We start from the raw sequence: 18,688 nt of genomic DNA, 5'->3' as shown, positions 1-18,688 counted from the left end.
ATGTTCGGGTCAAGGCCACTGGCAGTACTGCGCAAGCTTCCTCGTTTACCTGGCACCTGCATAAACAGATGACAGACACACTATTCGTGCCCCGTCGGGAGGCGCGGCATTCTATCACGCTGGTGTGCTGGCGCCAGCGGCTGGACTCAGACAACAGCGGATACCTTGAAGTTCGTTCTTAGACGATTGTCGACAATGTTCATTTTGTCTTTGACTCCGCATGCCGATTTAGCTAGTTTTGCCCTCATTGATTTATGAGGTGTCGACAATATGCTGGACACAGCCCAAGCCCCCGGCACAGTGGCAGACGACAGCGAAACCCTCTCGGAAAACGTCTTCCGGCGTATCCAGGCGGCCATCGTCAAAGGCGAGATCGCCCCCGGCAGCAAGATCTCCGAGCCGGAGCTGGCACGCACCTACGGCATCAGCCGCGGGCCGCTGCGCGAGGCCATCCACCGCCTGGAAGGCCAGCGCCTGCTGGTGCGCGTACCGCATGTCGGGGCGCGGGTGGTGTCGCTCAGCCATGCCGAGCTGATCGAGCTGTACGAGATCCGCGAGTCCCTCGAAGGCATGGCCTGCCGCCTGGCCGCCGAGCGTATGAGCGTAGCCGAGATCGACGAGCTGCGCCGGGTGCTCGACACCCACGAGCGCGACGCCACCTTCCAGGCCGGCCTGGGCTATTACCAGCAGGAAGGCGATTTCGACTTCCATTACCGGATCATCCAGGGCAGCGGCAACCGCACCCTGGTGCAGATGCTCTGCGGCGAGCTGTATCAACTGGTGCGCATGTACCGCATCCAGTTCTCCGCCACGCCCAACCGGCCACGCCAGGCGTTCGCCGAACACCACCGGATTCTCGATGCCATCGCCGACCGTGACGGTGAACTGGCCGAGCTCTTGATGCGCCGGCACATCGGCGCCTCCAAACGCAACATCGAGCGTCACTATCTGGACGCTACCAGCCCACGAGGTGAGTCATGAGTCAGAAAAGCAGTCCCGGCCAGCGCTTTCGCGATGCAGTTGCCGCCGAACACCCGTTGCAGGTGGTCGGTGCGATCAACGCCAACCACGCGCTGCTGGCCCAGCGTGCCGGTTTCAAGGCCATCTACCTGTCTGGTGGCGGTGTTGCCGCAGGCTCCCTGGGCCTGCCTGACCTGGGCATCAGTGGCCTGGACGACGTGCTGACCGACGTACGGCGCATCACCGACGTCTGCGACCTGCCGCTGCTGGTCGACGTCGATACCGGTTTTGGCTCCTCGGCGTTCAACGTCGCCCGTACGGTCAAGTCGATGATCAAGTTCGGCGCTGCCGCCATTCATATCGAAGACCAGGTCGGCGCCAAGCGCTGCGGCCACCGCCCGAACAAGGAGATCGTCACCCAGCAGGAGATGGTCGACCGCATCAAGGCCGCCGTTGATGCCCGTACCGACGACAGCTTCGTGATCATGGCGCGTACCGACGCCCTGGCCGTCGAAGGCCTGGAAGCGGCCCTGGACCGCGCTGCCGCCTGCATCGAGGCCGGCGCCGACATGGTCTTCCCGGAAGCCATCACCGAGCTTTCGATGTACAAGACCTTTGCCGACCGGGTCAAAGCCCCGATCCTCGCCAACATCACCGAATTCGGCGCGACGCCTTTGTACACCACCGAAGAGCTGGCCTCGGTCGATGTCTCGCTGGTGCTGTACCCGCTGTCGGCCTTCCGCGCCATGAACAAGGCCGCGGAAAACGTCTACACCGCGCTGCGCCGCGACGGCACGCAGAAAAACGTCATCGACACCATGCAGACTCGCATGGAGCTGTACGACGCCATCAACTACCACGTGTTCGAGCAGAAGCTCGACGCCCTGTTCGCCCAGAAAAAGGGCTGAATGCTCGAACCTGTAGGCGCGGGCTTGCCCCGCGATTAGCCAAGATTCCATAACAATTTCAAAAGTGGAGAAAGACAATGGCCGAAGCAAAAGTACTCAGCGGTGCCGGCCTGCGTGGTCAAGTGGCCGGGCAAACCGCACTGTCGACCGTGGGCCAGGCCGGTGCCGGCCTGACCTACCGTGGTTACGACGTGCGCGACCTGGCCGAGCACGCGCTGTTTGAAGAAGTCGCCTACCTGCTGCTGTACGGCGAGCTGCCGAGCAAGGCGCAGCTGGCCGAGTACCAGCAAAAGCTGAAAACCCTGCGCGACCTGCCGCAGGCCCTCAAGGAAGTGCTTGAGCGCATTCCGGCCAACGCCCACCCGATGGATGTCATGCGTACCGGTTGCTCGGTGCTCGGCACCCTGGAGCAGGAGCTGACCTTTGCGCAGCAGCACGACAAGACCGATCGCCTGCTGGCGCTGTTCCCGGCGGTGATGTGCTATTGGTACCGCTTCAGCCACCATGGCGTGCGCATCGACTGCACCAGCGACGAAGACAGCCTCGGCGGCCACTTCCTGCACCTGCTGCACGGCAAGAAGCCGAGCGAGCTGCACGTCAAGGTGATGAACGTCTCGCTGATTCTTTACGCCGAGCACGAATTCAACGCCTCGACCTTCACCGCGCGGGTATGTGCCTCGACCCTGTCCGACCTGTACTCCTGCGTCACCGCCGCCATCGGCTCGCTGCGCGGCCCGTTGCATGGCGGCGCCAACGAAGCGGCGATGGAGCTGATCGAGCGCTTCCAGAGCCCGCAGGAAGCGGTCACCGAGCTGCTGCAGATGCTCGCGCGCAAGGACAAGATCATGGGCTTTGGCCATGCCATCTACAAAGAGTCCGACCCGCGTAACGAAGTGATCAAGGCCTGGTCGAAGAAGCTGGCGGACGAGGTGGGCGATACCGTGCTGTACCCGGTGTCCGAAGCCATCGACAAGACCATGTGGGAGCAGAAGAAACTGTTCCCCAACGCCGACTTCTACCATGCCTCGGCGTACCACTTCATGGGCATCCCGACCAAGCTGTTCACCCCGATCTTCGTCTGCTCGCGCCTGACCGGCTGGGCGGCGCATGTGTTCGAACAGCGTGCCAACAACCGCATCATCCGCCCGAGCGCCGAGTACACCGGCGTCGAACAGCGCAAGTTCGTGCCAATCGAACAACGCTGAGACTAGGCCGAGCTGCAAGCTTGAAGCGCCCAGCTGCAAGTAACAGCAGGGATGTGCCCCGGCAGAAAACGCTGACGCACCACTCATCTGCTTTGCTTGCCGCTAGTGGCTTGGGGCTTGTAGCTGGCTTTCGACCTTACCGTGATTGAGTCCCTGTGCCATGAATAGTGAATTTCGCAAGAACCTGCCGGGCACTGGCCTGGATTATTTCGACGCCCGTGCGGCTGTCGATGCGATCAAGCCCGGCGCCTATGACCGTCTTCCCTATACCTCGCGGGTGCTGGCGGAAAACCTCGTGCGCCGCTGCGACCCGGCCAGCCTCAATGCTTCGCTGGGCCAGCTGATCGAGCGCAAGCGCGACCTCGACTTCCCCTGGTTCCCGGCCCGTGTGGTGTGCCACGACATTCTTGGCCAGACCGCGCTGGTCGACCTCGCCGGCCTGCGCGACGCCATCGCCGAAGGCGGCGGTGACCCGGCCCAGGTCAACCCGGTGGTGCCGGTGCAACTGATCGTCGACCACTCCCTGGCGGTGGAATGCGGTGGTTTCGACCCGCAGGCGTTCGAGAAGAACCGCGCCATTGAAGACCGCCGCAACGAAGACCGTTTCCACTTCATCAACTGGACCAAAAAGGCGTTCAAGAACGTCGACGTGATTCAGCCAGGCAACGGCATCATGCACCAGATCAACCTGGAGAAAATGTCGCCGGTGATCCATGCCGAGCGCGGCGTGGCCTACCCGGACACCTGCGTCGGCACCGACAGCCACACCCCGCACGTCGATGCCCTGGGCGTGATCGCCATCGGCGTCGGCGGCCTTGAGGCCGAAAACGTCATGCTCGGCCGTGCCTCGTGGATGCGCCTGCCGGAGATCGTCGGCGTTGAGCTTTCGGGCAAGCCGCAGCCGGGCATCACCGCCACCGACGTGGTACTGGCCCTGACCGAATTCCTGCGCAAGGAAAAGGTCGTGGGTGCCTACCTTGAATTCTACGGCGAAGGCGCTCGCGCCCTGACCCTGGGCGACCGCGCGACCATCTCCAACATGGCCCCGGAATACGGCGCCACCGCGGCGATGTTCTCCATCGACCAGCAGACCATCGACTACCTCAAGCTCACCGGTCGTGAAGACCAGCAGGTCAAGTTGGTAGAAACCTACGCCAAGGTCGCAGGCCTCTGGTCCGACAGCCTGGCCAACGCCGAGTACGAGCGAGTGCTGCGTTTTGACCTGTCCAGCGTCGTGCGCAACATGGCCGGGCCGTCCAACCCGCACGCCCGGGTCGCCACCAGCGACCTGGCGAGCAAGGGCATCGCCGGCCAGTGGGAGGAAGTACCGGGGCAAATGCCCGATGGCGCGGTGATCATCGCTGCCATCACCAGTTGCACCAACACCAGCAACCCGCGCAACGTGATTGCCGCCGGGTTGCTTGCGCGCAACGCCAACAAGCTGGGCCTGGTGCGCAAGCCGTGGGTCAAGTCTTCGCTGGCACCGGGTTCCAAAACCGTCGCCCTGTACCTGAAAGAGGCGGGCCTGGATGACGAGCTGGAGCAGCTCGGTTTTGGCATCGTCGCCTTTGCCTGCACCACCTGCAACGGTATGTCCGGTGCGCTTGATCCGGTCATCCAGCAAGAGATCATCGACCGCGACCTGTACGCCACCGCCGTGCTTTCGGGCAACCGCAACTTCGACGGCCGTATCCACCCGTACGCCAAGCAGGCGTTCCTGGCGTCGCCGCCGCTGGTGGTGGCCTATGCGATTGCCGGCACCATCCGTTTCGACATCGAGAAGGACGTGCTCGGCGTGGTCGACGGCAAGGAAATCCGCCTGAAAGACATCTGGCCAAGCGACGAAGAGATCGACGCGGTGGTCAAGGCCGCGGTCAAGCCCGAGCAGTTCCGCCAGGTGTACATCCCGATGTTCGCCGTACAGGAAGACACCGGGCCCAAGGTCACCCCGCTGTACGACTGGCGCCCGATGAGCACCTACATTCGCCGCCCGCCGTACTGGGAAGGCGCCCTGGCCGGCGAGCGCACGCTCAAAGGCATGCGCCCGCTGGCGGTGCTGCCGGACAACATCACCACCGACCACCTGTCGCCGTCTAACGCCATCATGCTCGACAGCGCCGCCGGTGAGTACCTGGCGAAAATGGGCCTGCCGGAGGAAGACTTCAACTCCTACGCCACCCACCGGGGCGACCACCTGACTGCCCAGCGCGCAACCTTCGCCAACCCGAAACTGTTCAACGAAATGGTCCAGGAAAACGGCAAGGTCAAGCAGGGTTCGCTGGCGCGCCTCGAGCCGGAAGGCAAGGTCACCCGTATGTGGGAAGCGATCGAAACCTACATGGAGCGCAAGCAGCCGCTGATCATCGTTGCCGGTGCCGACTACGGCCAGGGCTCGTCCCGTGACTGGGCGGCCAAGGGCGTGCGCCTGGCCGGTGTCGAGGCCATCGTCGCTGAAGGTTTCGAGCGTATCCACCGTACCAACCTGGTGGGCATGGGCGTGTTGCCGCTGGAGTTCAAGGCGGGCGTCAACCGCAAGACCCTGGGCATCGACGGCACTGAAACCTTCGACGTGCTGGGCGAGCGCACCCCGCGGGCGACCCTGACCCTGGTCATCACCCGGGCCAACGGTGAGCGTGTCGAAGTGCCGGTGACCTGCCGCCTGGATACCGCCGAAGAAGTCTCGATCTACGAAGCGGGCGGGGTGCTGCAGCGCTTTGCCCAGGACTTCCTCGAATCGGCGGTCGCGGTTTGAGGTAGGGCCTCATCGCGGGTCAAGCCCGCTCCCACTGAACTGTGGGAGCGGGCTTGACCCGCGATAGCTCCCCCAAAGCACTCACAGGACAACTCAGCCATGGCTCACGTACCCCAGATCAGAATCCCCGCCACCTACATTCGTGGCGGCACCAGCAAGGGCGTATTCTTTCGCCTCGACGACCTGCCGCAAAGCGCGCAGATCCCGGGCCCGGCCCGCGACGCGCTGCTGCTGCGGGTAATCGGCAGCCCCGACCCCTACGGCAAGCAGATCGACGGCATGGGCGGCGCGACGTCAAGCACCAGCAAGACCGTGATCCTCTCGCGCAGCATCAAGCCCGGGCATGATGTCGACTACCTGTTCGGCCAGGTCTCGATCGACACCGCGTTCGTCGACTGGAGCGGCAACTGCGGCAACCTCTCGGCAGCCGTTGGTTCGTTCGCCATCAGCGCCGGCCTGGTCGACAGCAGCCGCATCCCGCACAACGGCGTGGCCGTGGTGCGCATCTGGCAGGCCAATATCGGCAAGACCATCGTTGCCCACGTGCCGATCACTGACGGTGAAGTGCAGGAAACCGGCGACTTCGAACTGGACGGCGTGACCTTCCCGGCCGCCGAAGTGCAGCTCGAATTCATGGACCCGGCCGCCGACGAAGACGGCGAGGGCGGCTCGATGTTCCCCACCGGCAACCTGGTCGATGACCTGGTGGTGCCCGGTGTCGGCACCCTGAAAGCCACGCTGATCAATGCCGGCATCCCGACCATCTTCATCCAGGCCGAGGCCCTCGGCTACACCGGTACCGAGCTGCAGGAGGCGATCAACAGCGACTCGCAGGCTCTGGCCCGTTTCGAAACCATCCGTGCCTATGGCGCGGTGCGCATGGGCCTGATCGAGCATATCGACGAGGCCGCCAAGCGCCAGCACACACCGAAAGTCGCCTTTGTCGCGCCAGCGGCGGCTTATCAGTCATCCAGTGGTAAAGCCGTGGCCGCCGGCGACGTTGATCTATTGGTACGGGCGCTGTCCATGGGCAAGCTGCACCACGCCATGATGGGCACCGCTGCGGTTGCCATTGGTACTGCCGCGGCAGTGCCTGGCACCCTGGTCAACCTCGCCGCCGGTGGTGGCGAGCGCACGGCCGTACGTTTCGGTCACCCCTCGGGCACCCTGCGCGTGGGTGCTGAAGCCCGCCAGGTGAACGGTGAGTGGACTGTCACCAAAGCAATCATGAGCCGTAGCGCTCGCGTACTGATGGAGGGCTGGGTACGGGTACCCGGTGATGCCTTCTAACCAGTAGCGGCGCTTGGCTCCCTGTTACTTACGTCAACAGAGAGATGTGAAATGAGTGCCAACGTTGATCTGAACAACCGTCCCGACTACGACCGGGTGCTGCAGGACATCGCCGATTACGTCCTCGGCTACAAGGTCGAGTCGCAGGAGGCGCTGGACACCGCGCGCAACTGCCTGATGGACACCCTGGGCTGCGGCCTGCTGGCCCTGCGCTTCCCGGAATGCACCAAGCACCTGGGGCCGCTGGTGGAGGGCACGGTGGTGCCGTTCGGTGCGCGGGTGCCAGGTACCCGCTACCGCCTGGACCCGGTCAAGGCCGCCTGGGACATCGGTTGCATCGTCCGTTGGCTCGATTACAACGACACCTGGCTGGCTGCCGAATGGGGCCACCCCTCGGACAACCTCGGCGGTATCCTGGCCGTCGCCGATCACCTCTCGCAAAAACGCGTGGCCAATGGCGAAGCGCCGCTGAGCATGCGCGTAGTGCTTGAGGCGATGGTCATGGCTCATGAGATCCAGGGTGTGATTGCCCTGGAAAACTCCTTCAACCGCGTTGGCCTCGATCATGTGCTGCTGGTCAAGGTCGCCTCGACGGCGGTGTGCGCCAAGCTCATGGGCGCCAATCGCGAACAGCTGCTGGCGGCGTTGTCCCACGCCTTTGTCGATGGGCAGGCGTTGCGTACTTATCGCCATGCGCCGAACGCCGGCTCGCGCAAGTCCTGGGCGGCGGGCGATGCCTCCAGCCGTGGCGTGCGCCTGGCCGATATCGCCCTGCGTGGCGAGATGGGCATCCCCGGGGTACTGACGGCGCCGCAGTGGGGCTTTTATGACGTGCTGTTCAGCCACACCAACAAGGACCTGGCGCTCAAACCCGAAGGCAAACGTGCTTTCAGCCTGAGTCAGAAGTACGCAAGCTACGTGATGGAAAACGTGCTGTTCAAGATCAGCTTCCCGGCCGAATTCCATGCCCAGACTGCCTGCGAAGCGGCAGTCACCTTGCACCCGCAGGTGCGCAACCGCCTGCATGAAATCGAGCGTATCGTCATTACCACTCATGAGTCGGCGATCCGCATCATCTCCAAGGTTGGCACCCTGGCCAATGCCGCTGACCGTGATCACTGCATCCAGTACATGACCGCCGTGCCGCTGATTTTCGGTAACCTGGTGGCCGAGCAGTACGAAGATGATTTCCATGCTGCGCACCCGATCATTGACCGTCTGCGCGAGAAGATGGAGATCGTCGAAGAGCCGCGATTCACCCGCGAGTACCTGGAGGCCGACAAGCGTTCGATCGCCAATGCCGTGCAGGTGTTCTTCAACGATGGTTCGAGTACCGAGCAGGTGGTGGTGGAGTATCCGATCGGCCATCGCCGGCGCCGGGCCGAGGGCATTCCGCTACTGGAAGAGAAGTTCAAGGCCAACCTGGCGACGCGGTTTACCGGGCAGCGTTCGGCGCAGATATTTGCCCTGTGCAAGGACCAGCAGGCGCTTGAAGCGACGGCAGTGCAGCGGTTTGTGGATTTGTTTGTGATCTGAGGGCCTCATCGCGGGGCAAGCCCGCTCCTACAGGCTCAATAAAAAACCCCGCCAATTGGCGAGTCAGCTTAGGCTTGAACAACCGGGATCTTGGCGTTCGCAGCGGCTTCACGGAACTCGGCGATCTGGTCGAAGCTCAGGTAGCGGTAAACGTCGGCAGCCATGCTGTCGATGTTCTTCGCGTACTCCATGTACTCTTCGACGGTTGGCAGCTTGCCCAGGATCGAGGCAACAGCGGCCAGCTCGGCAGAGGCCAGGTAGACGTTGGCGCCATCACCCAGACGGTTCGGGAAGTTACGGGTCGAAGTCGACACTACGGTCGAGTTCGCCGCAACGCGTGCCTGGTTACCCATGCACAGCGAGCAGCCCGGCATTTCCATGCGCGCGCCAGCCTTGCCGTAGATGCCGTAGTAGCCTTCTTCGGTCAGCTGGTGAGCGTCCATCTTGGTGGGCGGCGACAGCCACAGACGGGTCGGGATCGAACCTTTGACCTTGTCCAGCAGCTTGCCGGCAGCGCGGAAGTGACCGATGTTGGTCATGCACGAACCGATGAACACTTCGTCGATCTTCTCGCCCTGTACCGAGGACAGCAGACGGGCGTCGTCCGGGTCGTTCGGGGCGCAGAGCACAGGCTCTTTGACGTCGGCGAGGTCAATCTCGATGATCTCGGCGTATTCGGCGTCCTTGTCAGCAGCCAGCAGTTGCGGGTTGGCCAGCCAGGCTTCCATCGCTTGCGCGCGGCGTTCCATGGTGCGGGCATCGCCGTAGCCTTCGCTGATCATCCAGCGCAGCAGGGTGATGTTCGACTTCAGGTACTCGGCAACGGCTTTTTCTGGCAGCTTGATGGTGCAACCGGCAGCCGAACGTTCGGCCGAGGCGTCGGACAGTTCGAACGCTTGCTCGACGGTCAGCTCGTCCAGGCCTTCGATTTCCAGGATGCGGCCGGAGAAGGCGTTGATCTTGCCTTTCTTCTCGACGGTCAGCAGGCCTTTCTGGATGCCGTAGTAAGGGATGGCATGAACCAGGTCACGCAGGGTGATGCCTGGCTGCAGCTTGCCCTTGAAGCGCACCAGTACCGACTCCGGCATGTCCAGCGGCATGACGCCGGTGGCCGCGGCGAAGGCGACCAGGCCGGAACCTGCCGGGAACGAGATGCCGATCGGGAAGCGGGTGTGCGAGTCACCACCGGTACCGACGGTGTCCGGCAGCAGCATGCGGTTCAGCCAGCTGTGGATGATGCCGTCGCCTGGACGCAGGGACACGCCGCCACGGGTGCGGATGAAATCCGGCAGGGTGTGGTGGGTGGTGACGTCGATCGGCTTGGGATAGGCCGCGGTGTGGCAGAACGACTGCATGACCAGGTCGGCGGAGAAGCCCAGGCACGCCAGGTCTTTCAGCTCGTCACGGGTCATCGGGCCAGTGGTGTCCTGGGAGCCGACGGTGGTCATCTTCGGTTCGCAGTAGGTGCCTGGACGCACGCCTTTGCCTTCCGGCAGGCCGCAGGCTTTACCGACCATCTTCTGTGCCAGGGTGTAGCCCTTGCCGGTGTCGACAGGTGCTTCAGGCAGCTTGAACAGGTCGGTTGGGCCCAGGCCCAGCTCGGCGCGGGCTTTCTCGGTCAGGCCACGGCCGACGATCAGCGGGATACGGCCGCCAGCGCGGACTTCGTCGAGCAGCACCGGGGTCTTCAGTTCGAAGGTGGTGATGACGTCTTCGGTGCCGTGCTTGCAGACTTTGCCAGCGTGCGGGTAAACGTCGATGACGTCGCCCATGTTCAGGTTCGACACGTCGAACTCGATCGGCAGGGCGCCGGCGTCTTCCATGGTGTTGTAGAAGATCGGGGCGATTTTCGAGCCGAAGCAGAAGCCGCCAGCGCGCTTGTTCGGTACGTACGGGATGTCGTCGCCGAAGAACCACAGCACCGAGTTGGTGGCGGATTTACGCGAGGAACCGGTACCGACCACGTCACCGACGTAGGCAACCGGGAAGCCTTTGGCTTTGACTTCTTCGATCTGCTTGAGCGGGCCGATGGCGCCTTGTTGCTCAGGCACGATGCCGTCACGGGCCATTTTCAGCATGGCCAGGGCGTGCAGCGGGATGTCAGGGCGCGACCAGGCGTCCGGGGCAGGGGACAGGTCGTCGGTGTTGGTTTCGCCAGGGACCTTGAACACGGTCAGGCTGTACTTGTCAGCGATGGCTGGCTTGCTGGTGAACCACTCACCGGCGGCCCAGGATTCCAGCACGGCCTTGGCGTGGGCATTGCCCGCCTTGGCTTTTTCGGCGACGTCGTGGAAGGCATCGAACATCAGCAGGGTGTGCTTGAGCTGTTCGGCGGCCACAGGGGCCAGTTCGGCGTTGTCCAGCAGCTCGACCATGGTGGCGATGTTGTAGCCGCCCTGCATGGTGCCCAGCAGCTCAACGGCGCGCTTCTTGTCGATCAGCGGCGAGGTGGCTTCGCCTTTGGCGATGGCGGAAAGGAAACCGGCCTTGACGTAGGCGGCTTCGTCCACTCCTGGTGGAACGCGATTGGTGATCAGGTCGACGAGGACTGCTTCTTCGCCAGCAGGGGGATTCTTCAGCAGCTCGACCAGGCCTGCGGTTTGTTCGGCGTTAAGCGGCTGGGGCACGATACCCTGGGCGGCACGCTCTTCGATGTGTTTGCGGTAGGCTTCAAGCACAGTTATTACCCTCATCAGTGGTCCCAAATGGGTGTCCGGGACGCTCATCCAGAAATTCCGGCAGCCATGCGCAATACGGCTTCTTGGGCCGCGTAGCCAGGGTTGCAGGAAATCCTTACAGAAGCTGCTTTCAAAGTTTTACGCCTGTAGAACGGAGGCTGATGAGGGCTGGCGCGGGACATGCGCGAAGCGAATATCCCGGGCCAACGCCGTTCTACCGGATGAACTGTGCTCGTGACGCTTTGAAAACAGCTTCTAACGGACATTGCTGCCTTAAAAAGGCCGGATGATTCTACGGTAAAAAGTCGATAAAGGTAAGGCGCGCTGGATGACTTTAGCGGGTGACCCTCGTTAGACAAAGGGCTAACATGGCAGCCTGTTCCACCGCCAAGCTGTCGGTTTTTTCATGTCCAATCAGTCAATTAAAACGCCTTGCGTCGGCCTCTGTTCCACGGTTTACGGGGACTTGGTGTGCCGTGGCTGCAAGCGTTTTCACCATGAAGTGATCAACTGGAACGGCTACAACGAAGATGAGAAGCGTGCGGTGTGGCTGCGCCTGGAGCAATTGCTGGTGCAGGTCATGGTGGCCAAACTTGAAGTCTTTGATGCCACGCGCCTGCGCCAGCAACTGGAGCTGCGCAAGGTCCGCTTCGTTCCGCATCAGTCTGAATATTGCTGGGCTTATCAACTGATTGCCCGCGGCGCACGGGTGATCCGTGAGCTGGAGGCTTACGGCATGGTGCTGCTGCCGGAGTTTCGCGACTGGGAATTGCCCGAGCTGCGCGATGCCATTGATCGGGAATTCTTCCTGCTGTCTGAAGCGCATTACCAGCGCTATATCGCGCCAGGCTTTCTCAAGGATGCCTTGGGGTAGGTGGTCAAGCCTGCTCCTGTAGGAGCGGGCTTGACCCGCGATGAGGCCCTCAGCCCCTGGCCAGTTCCGTCAGCTGCACCTTCACCTCCTCGGTCTTGAGCACCAGCACATCGCACTCCAGCGCATCGAGCACCACTTCCGCGGTGTTGCCGATCAGCGCCCCGGAAATCCCGGTACGGGCCACGGTGCCAATCACCGTCACCGCCGCTTCGTACTTTTTCGCCGTATAGGGAATCAGCACATCGGCTGGCCCTTCGGCAACATGCAGGCGCTCATTGCTGATATCGAACTCGGCCTGGAACGCTGCGCATTCCTCGCGGTACTTGCGCTCGATGGTGTCCTTGAGCTGGTACACCGGGTCTGCCGCTGACAGCATCGGCGACGGGTGGGCACTGATTACATGCAGCTCGCCCTTGGCCAGGCTTGCGATCGCATAGCCGTGATCGATGATGCTGGTGTGCAGCAGGCGATGGGCCTCGTCGTGGTTGCCGACATCCACCGCGGCGAGGATCACCCCGCCGGTCCAGGGCCGCTCGCTCTTGACCATCAATACCGCGCACGGGCACTGGCGCAGCAGCTTCCAGTCACTGGGGGTGAGCAGGGCGCGCTTGAGCGGGTTGTCCGGGCGATGCTCCTTGATCACCAGCTCGCAGCCTTCGGCCTGCTGCACACTGACAATCGACTCGTGCAAGGTGTCGTGCCAGGCCTGCTCATGGGTTACGTTGTTGTAGCCGTCATCATGCAGCTGGCTGGCCAGCAGGCTGAGCAGGGCGCTGTGGTCGTGTTTCTTGTCGCACATCAGCAAGTGCAGGCGCGCGCCGGTGACCCCGGCGATCAGTTTGGCCCGGGTCAGCGCCCGGCTGTGAGCGTGATCGGGATCCAGTACCACCAGGATGCTGCGTACTTCTTGCATGAGCGTGAACTCCCTTCATAAATGGCGGCCAATGCCTGACTATAGTCGGCGCCAACTGCACCGGGCGTTGATATGTATCAAGCATAGTTCACTGGTGATCGGCGCTGCTGCCGGTATAATCGCCGGTCTTGCCGTTTGCCCTGCCTGTTTGTGAGCCTATGTCCCTTATCCCTGAAATCGAAGCCTTCCTTGGTTGCCGTACCCCTGATGCCTGGGTCCAGGCGGCGCTCGCCGACCAGGAAACCCTGCTGATCGATCACAAGAACTGCGAGTTCAAGGCTGCCAGCACCGCCCTGAGCCTGATGGCCAAGTACAACACGCACCTGGACCTGATCAACATGATGTCGCGCCTGGCCCGCGAAGAGCTGGTGCACCATGAGCAGGTACTGCGCCTGATGAAGCGGCGCAAGATCGCCCTGCGGCCGTTGTCGGCCGGGCGCTATGCCTCGGGCCTGCGCCGGGTGGTGCGCACCCACGAGCCGGTGAAGCTGGTCGACACCCTGGTGGTCGGCGCCTTTATCGAGGCGCGCAGTTGCGAGCGCTTTGCCGCCCTGGTGCCGCACCTGGATGAAGAGCTGGGCAAGTTCTATCACGGCCTGCTCAACAGCGAAGCGCGGCATTATCAGGGTTACCTCAAGCTTGCCCATCAATACGGCGATGGCGCAGATATCGAGCGGGTGGTGGAGAAGGTCAGGGCGGTCGAGGCCGACCTGATCAGCAGCCCGGATGAAGAGTTCCGTTTTCATAGCGGCGTGCCGGCCTGACTGACCTGTTTTGATCGGGGGCTGCCTTGCAGCCCCTTTTATCAGTCAAATACTAAGCTAGCTAATTAATGCCTTGACGTTAGCTGCCTAAGCAGTAACATTGTGTAACTTACTGCCTAAGCAGGTATCTGTGTCCATGCAGCACTACACCCCGGAAAACTTCCAGAACTGCACCCTCGGCATGCTTCTGGGCCGCACCGCGCTGGTCAAGGACCGCATCATCGACAGCCACATGCAGCCTTACGGCGTGACTGCCGCGCAGTTCAAGGTGCTGATCATCGTCGCCCAATACGGCGTCGACACCCCGGCCGAGCTGTGCCGCTACCTGTCGGTTGACAGCGGTTCGATGACGCGCATGCTCGACCGCCTCGAACAGAAAGACCTGATCATCCGCCGCCGTTGCCCGGACGACCGTCGGCAGATTCGCCTGGGTCTGAGCGAAGAAGGCCAGACGCTCGCCAACCTGCTGCCACAGATCGGCGCTGCAGCAATGAACGAGCTGGTCGGTGTGCTCGAGCCCAGCGAGCTGGCCACCCTCGAAGCGATCCTGAGCAAGGTGCTGCTGGCCGCCGGCGACACCCTGACGGCCATGCGCCTGGGCGCCAAGTAAGCGCCCATTTCACCCATTCACTCAGCCAAGGTATTAGCAATGGCCACTACTTCTTCTGCGCACGACACCACGCAGGACCTCAACAACCAGCGCAAGCGCAAGACCTGGCTGTTGGCCCTGGCGTTGCTGATCGTCGTCGCCGGCGCTGGCGTCTGGGCCTGGCACGAGCTTTACGGGCGCTGGAGCGAAGAGACCGACGATGCCTATGTCAACGGCAACGTAGTGGAGATCACCCCGCTGGTCACCGGCACTGTGGTCAGCATCGGCGCGGACGATGGCGACCTGGTCCACGAAGGCCAGATGCTGCTCGAATTCGACCCCAGCGACGCCGAGGTCGGCCTGCAGGCTGCCGAGGCCAAGCTGGCGCGTGCGGTGCGCCAGGTGCGTGGCCTGTACAGCAACGTCGATGGCAAGAAGGCCCAGGTGGCCGCGCGCCAGGCCGAGCTGAAAAAAGCGCAGGAGAACTTCAACCGGCGACAAACCCTGGCCGCCGGTGGGGCGATCTCCAAAGAAGAGCTGTCCCACGCCCGCGACGACCTGTCTTCGGCGCAAAGCGCCTTGAATGATGCAAAACAGCAGCTCAACACCACAGCGGCGCTGGTCGATGACACCGTAGTGTCGTCGCACCCCGAGGTGATGGCTGCGGCCGCCGAGTTGCGCCAGGCCTACCTCAACAACGCCCGCACCACCCTGGTGGCGCCGGTCACCGGCTACGTTGCCAAGCGCACCGTGCAGCTTGGCCAGCGCCTACAACCGGGCACTGCGACCATGGCGGTGATCCCACTCGACCAGCTGTGGATCGACGCCAACTTCAAGGAAACCCAACTGCGCAACATGCGCATCGGCCAGCCGGTCGACATCGTTGCCGACCTGTACGGCAGCGACGTCAAGTACAGCGGCACCATCGACAGCCTCGGCGCCGGCACTGGCAGCGCCTTTGCCCTGTTGCCGGCGCAGAACGCCACCGGTAACTGGATCAAGATCGTCCAGCGGGTGCCGGTGCGTATTCATATCAATGCCGAGCAACTGGCCAAACATCCGCTGCGGATCGGCCTGTCGACCCAGGTCGAGGTCGATCTGCATGACCAGAGCGGCCCGGTGCTGGCCCAGCAGCCGCCGCAGAAGGCCTCGTTCGCCACCCAGGTGTACGACCGTCAACTGGTCGAGGCTGATCGCCTGATCACCAGGCTGATCCATGACAACAGTGCCGGTTCCAGCAAGACGGCGCAGCGATGAGCGCCAATCAGGCTTCCTTTACCCCGCCAAGCCTGTTGCTGACCACCATCGGCCTGTCACTGGCGACCTTCATGCAGGTGCTCGACACCACCATCGCCAACGTGGCATTGCCGACTATTTCCGGCAACCTCGGCGTCAGTTCGGAGCAGGGCACCTGGGTCATTACCTCGTTTGCGGTGAGCAACGCCATTGCCTTGCCGCTGACCGGCTGGCTGAGCCGGCGCTTCGGTGAGGTCAAGCTGTTCATCTGGGCCACGCTGCTGTTCGTGCTGGCTTCGTTCCTTTGCGGCATTGCCCAGTCGATGCCCGAGCTGGTCGGCTTTCGCGTGCTCCAGGGCATCGTTGCCGGGCCGCTGTATCCGATGACCCAGACCCTGCTGATCGCAGTCTATCCGCCGGCCAAGCGCGGCATGGCCCTGGCGTTATTGGCCATGGTTACGGTGGTGGCGCCGATTGCCGGGCCGATCCTCGGCGGCTGGATCACCGACAGCTACAGCTGGCCGTGGATCTTCTTCATCAACGTGCCGATCGGCCTGTTCGCCGCCGCCGTGGTGCGCCAGCAGATGCGCACGCGTCCGGTCAGCACCAGCCGCCAGCCGATGGACTACATTGGCCTGCTGAGCCTGATCATCGGCGTCGGCGCCTTACAGATCGTGCTCGACAAGGGCAATGACCTGGATTGGTTCGAGTCGAATTTCATCGTCATTGGCAGCCTGATCTCGGTGGTGTTCCTGGCGGTGTTCATCATCTGGGAGCTGACCGACAAGCACCCGGTGGTCAACTTGCGCCTGTTTGTGCACCGCAACTTTCGCATCGGCACCATCGTGCTGGTCGGCGGCTATGCCGGCTTCTTCGGCATCAACCTGATCCTGCCGCAGTGGCTGCAGACGCAGATGGGCTACACCGCCACCTGGGCGGGCCTGGCGGTGGCGCCGATCGGCCTGTTGCCGGTGCTGATGTCGCCGTTTGTCGGCAAGTACGCGCACAAGTTTGACCTGCGGGTGCTGGCGGGGCTGGCGTTCCTGGCGATTGGCGCCAGTTGCTTCATGCGTGCCGGTTTCACCAACGAGGTGGATTTCCAGCACATCGCCCTGGTGCAGCTGTTCATGGGGATCGGCGTGGCGCTGTTCTTCATGCCGACCTTGAGCATCCTGCTCTCCGACCTGCCGCCGCACCAGATCGCCGACGGCTCGGGGCTGGCGACCTTCCTGCGGACCCTGGGCGGCAGTTTTGCCGCGTCGCTGACCACCTGGATCTGGATTCGCCGGGCAGACCAGCACCATGCCTACCTGAGCGAGAGCATCAGCAACTACGAGCCTGCGACCCGCGAGGCGTTGAACCAGCTGGGCGGGGCGAGCGGGCAGTCGTATGCGCAGTTGGAGCGGATGCTCAGCAGTCAGGCGTACATGATGTCGACGGTGGATTACTTCACCCTGATGGGCTGGATTTTCGCAGGCTTGATATTGCTGGTGTGGCTGGCCAAGCCGCCGTTTGCGGCCAAGGCCGGGCCGGCGTCGGCGGGGCACTGATAATCGCGGGGCAAGCCCGCTCCTACCAGGAATGTAGGAGCGGGCTTGCCCCGCGATCAGTCTTCAGGGAAAAGCAAAAGGCTGCAGTTGAAACCCTTGCTCGTCCACCTCCAGCGCCCAGCCTTGGCGGTCCCAATCGCCCAGCACGATACGCCGCGCCGGTTGATCGCCGACCACCAGCTTGTGAATCGCCGGCCGATGGGTGTGGCCATGCACCAGGGTGCGCACACCGTATTGCTGCATGATCCGCGGCACTTCCTCGGCGGTCACGTCGACAATGTCGTTGGCCTTCATCCGCGTCTGTGCCCGGCTTTCGCTACGCAGCTTGCGTGCAAGCTTCTGCCGGGTGCTCAGCGGCAGATGCCGAAGAATCCACAGGCTCAACGGGTTGCGCAGGTAACGACGCATCTTCATGTAGGCCAGGTCGCGGGTGCACAGGCTGTCGCCGTGCATCAGCAACACCGGCTCGCCGCCCATCTCGACCACGCTCGGGTCGGCCAGCAGGGTGCAGCCAGCGGCCTTGCAAAAGGCCTGGCCGAGCAGGAAGTCGCGGTTGCCGTGCATCACAAAGACCTGCGTGCCGCTGTCGCTCAAGGCGCGCAGCGCCTGGCAGATCGAGGTCTGGAAGGGCGTCATGGCGTCGTCGCCGATCCATGCCTCGAAAAAATCGCCAAGGATGTACAGCGCCTCGGCGTGCCGCGCACGACCGTCGAGCAGATCAACAAACGCCCGGGTAATGTCCGGGCGTTCTTCTTGCAGGTGCAGATCAGAGATCAGCAGTATCACTCAATGATCTCGGCTTTCTCGATGATCACGTCGTCCTTCGGCACGTCCTGGTGACCGGACTTGGAACCGGTGGCGACTTTCTCGATGGCGTCGACAACCTCGGTACCTTCGGTCACTTTGCCGAATACCGCGTAACCCCAGCCCTGCACGTTCTTGCCGCTGTGGTTGAGGAAGTCGTTGTTCGAGGCGTTGATGAAGAACTGCGCCGAGGCCGAATGCGGCTCCATGGTGCGAGCCATGGCGATGGTGTACTTGTCGTTCTTCAGGCCGTTGTCAGCTTCGTTCTGGATGCTGGCACGCTTGTCACGCTTCTCGTTCATGCCTGGCTCAAAACCGCCGCCCTGGATCATGAAACCCTTGATCACACGGTGGAATACGGTGTTGCTGTAGTGGCCAGCGTTAACGTATTCGATGAAGTTGGCCACGGTGATCGGGGCTTTCTCGGCGTTCAGCTCGATGACGATGTCACCGTGGTTGGTAGTCAGTTTGACTTTGGACATGCTTGAAACTCGCTCTGTTCGGGGGTTTTGCGGTGGTGTAGCTTCAAGCTTCAAGTGGCAAGCTGCAAGAAAAAGCGCACTGCGTTGGTCTTGGAGCGTGTTGCTTGTAGCTTGAAGCTGCTATTTGACCTGTCGGCAGCTCGACCG

15 protein-coding genes are annotated in these 18,688 nt (G+C 62.7%); 11 read left to right on the top strand and 4 right to left on the bottom strand.

What is annotated here, in order from left to right; translation table 11 throughout:
- Nucleotides 1-270 precede the first annotated feature (270 nt).
- From UB48_RS05480 to prpD, 6 genes are all read left to right on the top strand, one after another.
- Nucleotides 271-981, top strand: a complete 711-nt coding sequence (locus UB48_RS05480; protein ID WP_045194728.1) for a GntR family transcriptional regulator — start codon at nt 271-273, stop codon at nt 979-981.
- On the top strand, nt 978-1,868 hold the full coding sequence (gene prpB, locus UB48_RS05475; protein ID WP_045194726.1) for a methylisocitrate lyase: 891 nt from the start codon (nt 978-980) through the stop codon (nt 1,866-1,868). Before UB48_RS05480 ends, prpB begins: the two co-directional genes overlap by 4 nt.
- Nucleotides 1,869-1,945: 77 nt before the next feature.
- Entirely contained in the window at nt 1,946-3,073 is a 1,128-nt protein-coding gene (gene prpC, locus UB48_RS05470) for a 2-methylcitrate synthase (RefSeq protein WP_045194724.1), read from the top strand.
- Between the two features lie 160 nt (nt 3,074-3,233).
- On the top strand, nt 3,234-5,825 hold the full coding sequence (gene acnD / locus UB48_RS05465) for a Fe/S-dependent 2-methylisocitrate dehydratase AcnD (RefSeq protein WP_045194722.1): 2,592 nt from the start codon (nt 3,234-3,236) through the stop codon (nt 5,823-5,825).
- A gap of 99 nt (nt 5,826-5,924) precedes the next feature.
- Nucleotides 5,925-7,115, top strand: coding sequence for a 2-methylaconitate cis-trans isomerase PrpF (gene prpF, locus UB48_RS05460; protein WP_045194720.1), 1,191 nt, complete (start codon nt 5,925-5,927; stop codon nt 7,113-7,115).
- 51 nt (nt 7,116-7,166) lie between these two features.
- Nucleotides 7,167-8,651 carry a 2-methylcitrate dehydratase gene (prpD, locus tag UB48_RS05455; RefSeq protein WP_045194719.1) on the top strand — a complete coding sequence of 495 codons (1,485 nt, stop codon included), beginning with the start codon at nt 7,167-7,169 and terminating at the stop codon, nt 8,649-8,651.
- A gap of 68 nt (nt 8,652-8,719) precedes the next feature.
- Here prpD and acnB read toward each other — a convergent pair whose 3' ends face one another.
- Nucleotides 8,720-11,329 carry a bifunctional aconitate hydratase 2/2-methylisocitrate dehydratase gene (gene acnB, locus UB48_RS05450; RefSeq protein ID WP_045194717.1) on the bottom strand — a complete coding sequence of 870 codons (2,610 nt, stop codon included), beginning with the start codon at nt 11,327-11,329 and terminating at the stop codon, nt 8,720-8,722.
- A 406-nt stretch (nt 11,330-11,735) separates the two neighbouring features.
- Between acnB and UB48_RS05445 the strand changes: the two genes are divergently transcribed.
- The gene (locus tag UB48_RS05445; protein ID WP_045194714.1) at nt 11,736-12,203 is read left to right on the top strand and encodes a DUF1289 domain-containing protein; all 468 of its coding nucleotides are present in this window, start codon (nt 11,736-11,738) and stop codon (nt 12,201-12,203) included.
- A 49-nt stretch (nt 12,204-12,252) separates the two neighbouring features.
- On the opposite strand, the gene UB48_RS05440 is transcribed toward UB48_RS05445, so the two are convergent.
- Nucleotides 12,253-13,116, bottom strand: a complete 864-nt coding sequence (locus tag UB48_RS05440) for a universal stress protein (RefSeq protein WP_045194712.1) — start codon at nt 13,114-13,116, stop codon at nt 12,253-12,255.
- Between the two features lie 158 nt (nt 13,117-13,274).
- On the opposite strand from UB48_RS05440, the gene UB48_RS05435 reads away from it, so the two are divergent.
- The 4 genes from UB48_RS05435 (at nt 13,275) to UB48_RS05420 (ending at nt 17,255) form a co-directional block, all read left to right on the top strand.
- Nucleotides 13,275-13,880: a tRNA-(ms[2]io[6]A)-hydroxylase gene (locus tag UB48_RS05435; protein ID WP_045194710.1), complete on the top strand. Its 606-nt coding sequence runs from the start codon at nt 13,275-13,277 to the stop codon at nt 13,878-13,880.
- Between the two features lie 136 nt (nt 13,881-14,016).
- Nucleotides 14,017-14,490 (top strand): MarR family winged helix-turn-helix transcriptional regulator, encoded by a 474-nt coding sequence (locus tag UB48_RS05430; RefSeq protein ID WP_045194708.1) that lies wholly within the window; start codon nt 14,017-14,019, stop codon nt 14,488-14,490.
- 39 nt (nt 14,491-14,529) lie between these two features.
- Nucleotides 14,530-15,726: an HlyD family efflux transporter periplasmic adaptor subunit gene (locus tag UB48_RS05425; protein WP_045194706.1), complete on the top strand. Its 1,197-nt coding sequence runs from the start codon at nt 14,530-14,532 to the stop codon at nt 15,724-15,726.
- Nucleotides 15,723-17,255 (top strand): DHA2 family efflux MFS transporter permease subunit, encoded by a 1,533-nt coding sequence (locus UB48_RS05420; RefSeq protein WP_045194704.1) that lies wholly within the window; start codon nt 15,723-15,725, stop codon nt 17,253-17,255. The genes UB48_RS05425 and UB48_RS05420 overlap by 4 nt, the downstream gene beginning before the upstream one ends.
- A gap of 63 nt (nt 17,256-17,318) precedes the next feature.
- Here the strand turns inward: UB48_RS05420 and lpxH are convergent, their stop codons facing one another.
- Nucleotides 17,319-18,041, bottom strand: coding sequence for a UDP-2,3-diacylglucosamine diphosphatase (gene lpxH / locus UB48_RS05415; protein ID WP_045194702.1), 723 nt, complete (start codon nt 18,039-18,041; stop codon nt 17,319-17,321).
- Nucleotides 18,038-18,541, bottom strand: coding sequence for a peptidylprolyl isomerase (locus UB48_RS05410; protein WP_045194699.1), 504 nt, complete (start codon nt 18,539-18,541; stop codon nt 18,038-18,040). The genes lpxH and UB48_RS05410 overlap by 4 nt, the downstream gene beginning before the upstream one ends.
- Between the last annotated feature and the right edge of the window lie 147 nt (nt 18,542-18,688).

It is taken from the genome of Pseudomonas sp. 2(2015), from assembly GCF_000955865.1.
Lineage (GTDB): Bacteria > Pseudomonadota > Gammaproteobacteria > Pseudomonadales > Pseudomonadaceae > Aquipseudomonas.
The sequence above is the reverse complement of the archived record's forward strand: the minus strand, read 5'-3'. Positions and strand labels throughout refer to the sequence as shown.

Excerpts from the sequence above, each read along its gene's own strand:
- UB48_RS05480 (WP_045194728.1), top strand. The coding sequence starts at position 271 with ATGCTGGACACAGCCCAAGCCCCCGGCACAGTGGCAGACGACAGCGAA.
- prpB (WP_045194726.1), top strand. The coding sequence starts at position 978 with ATGAGTCAGAAAAGCAGTCCCGGCCAGCGCTTTCGCGATGCAGTTGCC.
- prpC (WP_045194724.1), top strand. The coding sequence starts at position 1,946 with ATGGCCGAAGCAAAAGTACTCAGCGGTGCCGGCCTGCGTGGTCAAGTG.
- acnD (WP_045194722.1), top strand. The coding sequence starts at position 3,234 with ATGAATAGTGAATTTCGCAAGAACCTGCCGGGCACTGGCCTGGATTAT.
- prpF (WP_045194720.1), top strand. The coding sequence starts at position 5,925 with ATGGCTCACGTACCCCAGATCAGAATCCCCGCCACCTACATTCGTGGC.
- prpD (WP_045194719.1), top strand. The coding sequence starts at position 7,167 with ATGAGTGCCAACGTTGATCTGAACAACCGTCCCGACTACGACCGGGTG.
- UB48_RS05445 (WP_045194714.1), top strand. The coding sequence starts at position 11,736 with ATGTCCAATCAGTCAATTAAAACGCCTTGCGTCGGCCTCTGTTCCACG.
- UB48_RS05440 (WP_045194712.1), bottom strand. The coding sequence starts at position 13,116 with ATGCAAGAAGTACGCAGCATCCTGGTGGTACTGGATCCCGATCACGCT.
- UB48_RS05435 (WP_045194710.1), top strand. The coding sequence starts at position 13,275 with ATGTCCCTTATCCCTGAAATCGAAGCCTTCCTTGGTTGCCGTACCCCT.
- UB48_RS05430 (WP_045194708.1), top strand. The coding sequence starts at position 14,017 with ATGCAGCACTACACCCCGGAAAACTTCCAGAACTGCACCCTCGGCATG.
- UB48_RS05425 (WP_045194706.1), top strand. The coding sequence starts at position 14,530 with ATGGCCACTACTTCTTCTGCGCACGACACCACGCAGGACCTCAACAAC.
- UB48_RS05420 (WP_045194704.1), top strand. The coding sequence starts at position 15,723 with ATGAGCGCCAATCAGGCTTCCTTTACCCCGCCAAGCCTGTTGCTGACC.
- UB48_RS05410 (WP_045194699.1), bottom strand. The coding sequence starts at position 18,541 with ATGTCCAAAGTCAAACTGACTACCAACCACGGTGACATCGTCATCGAG.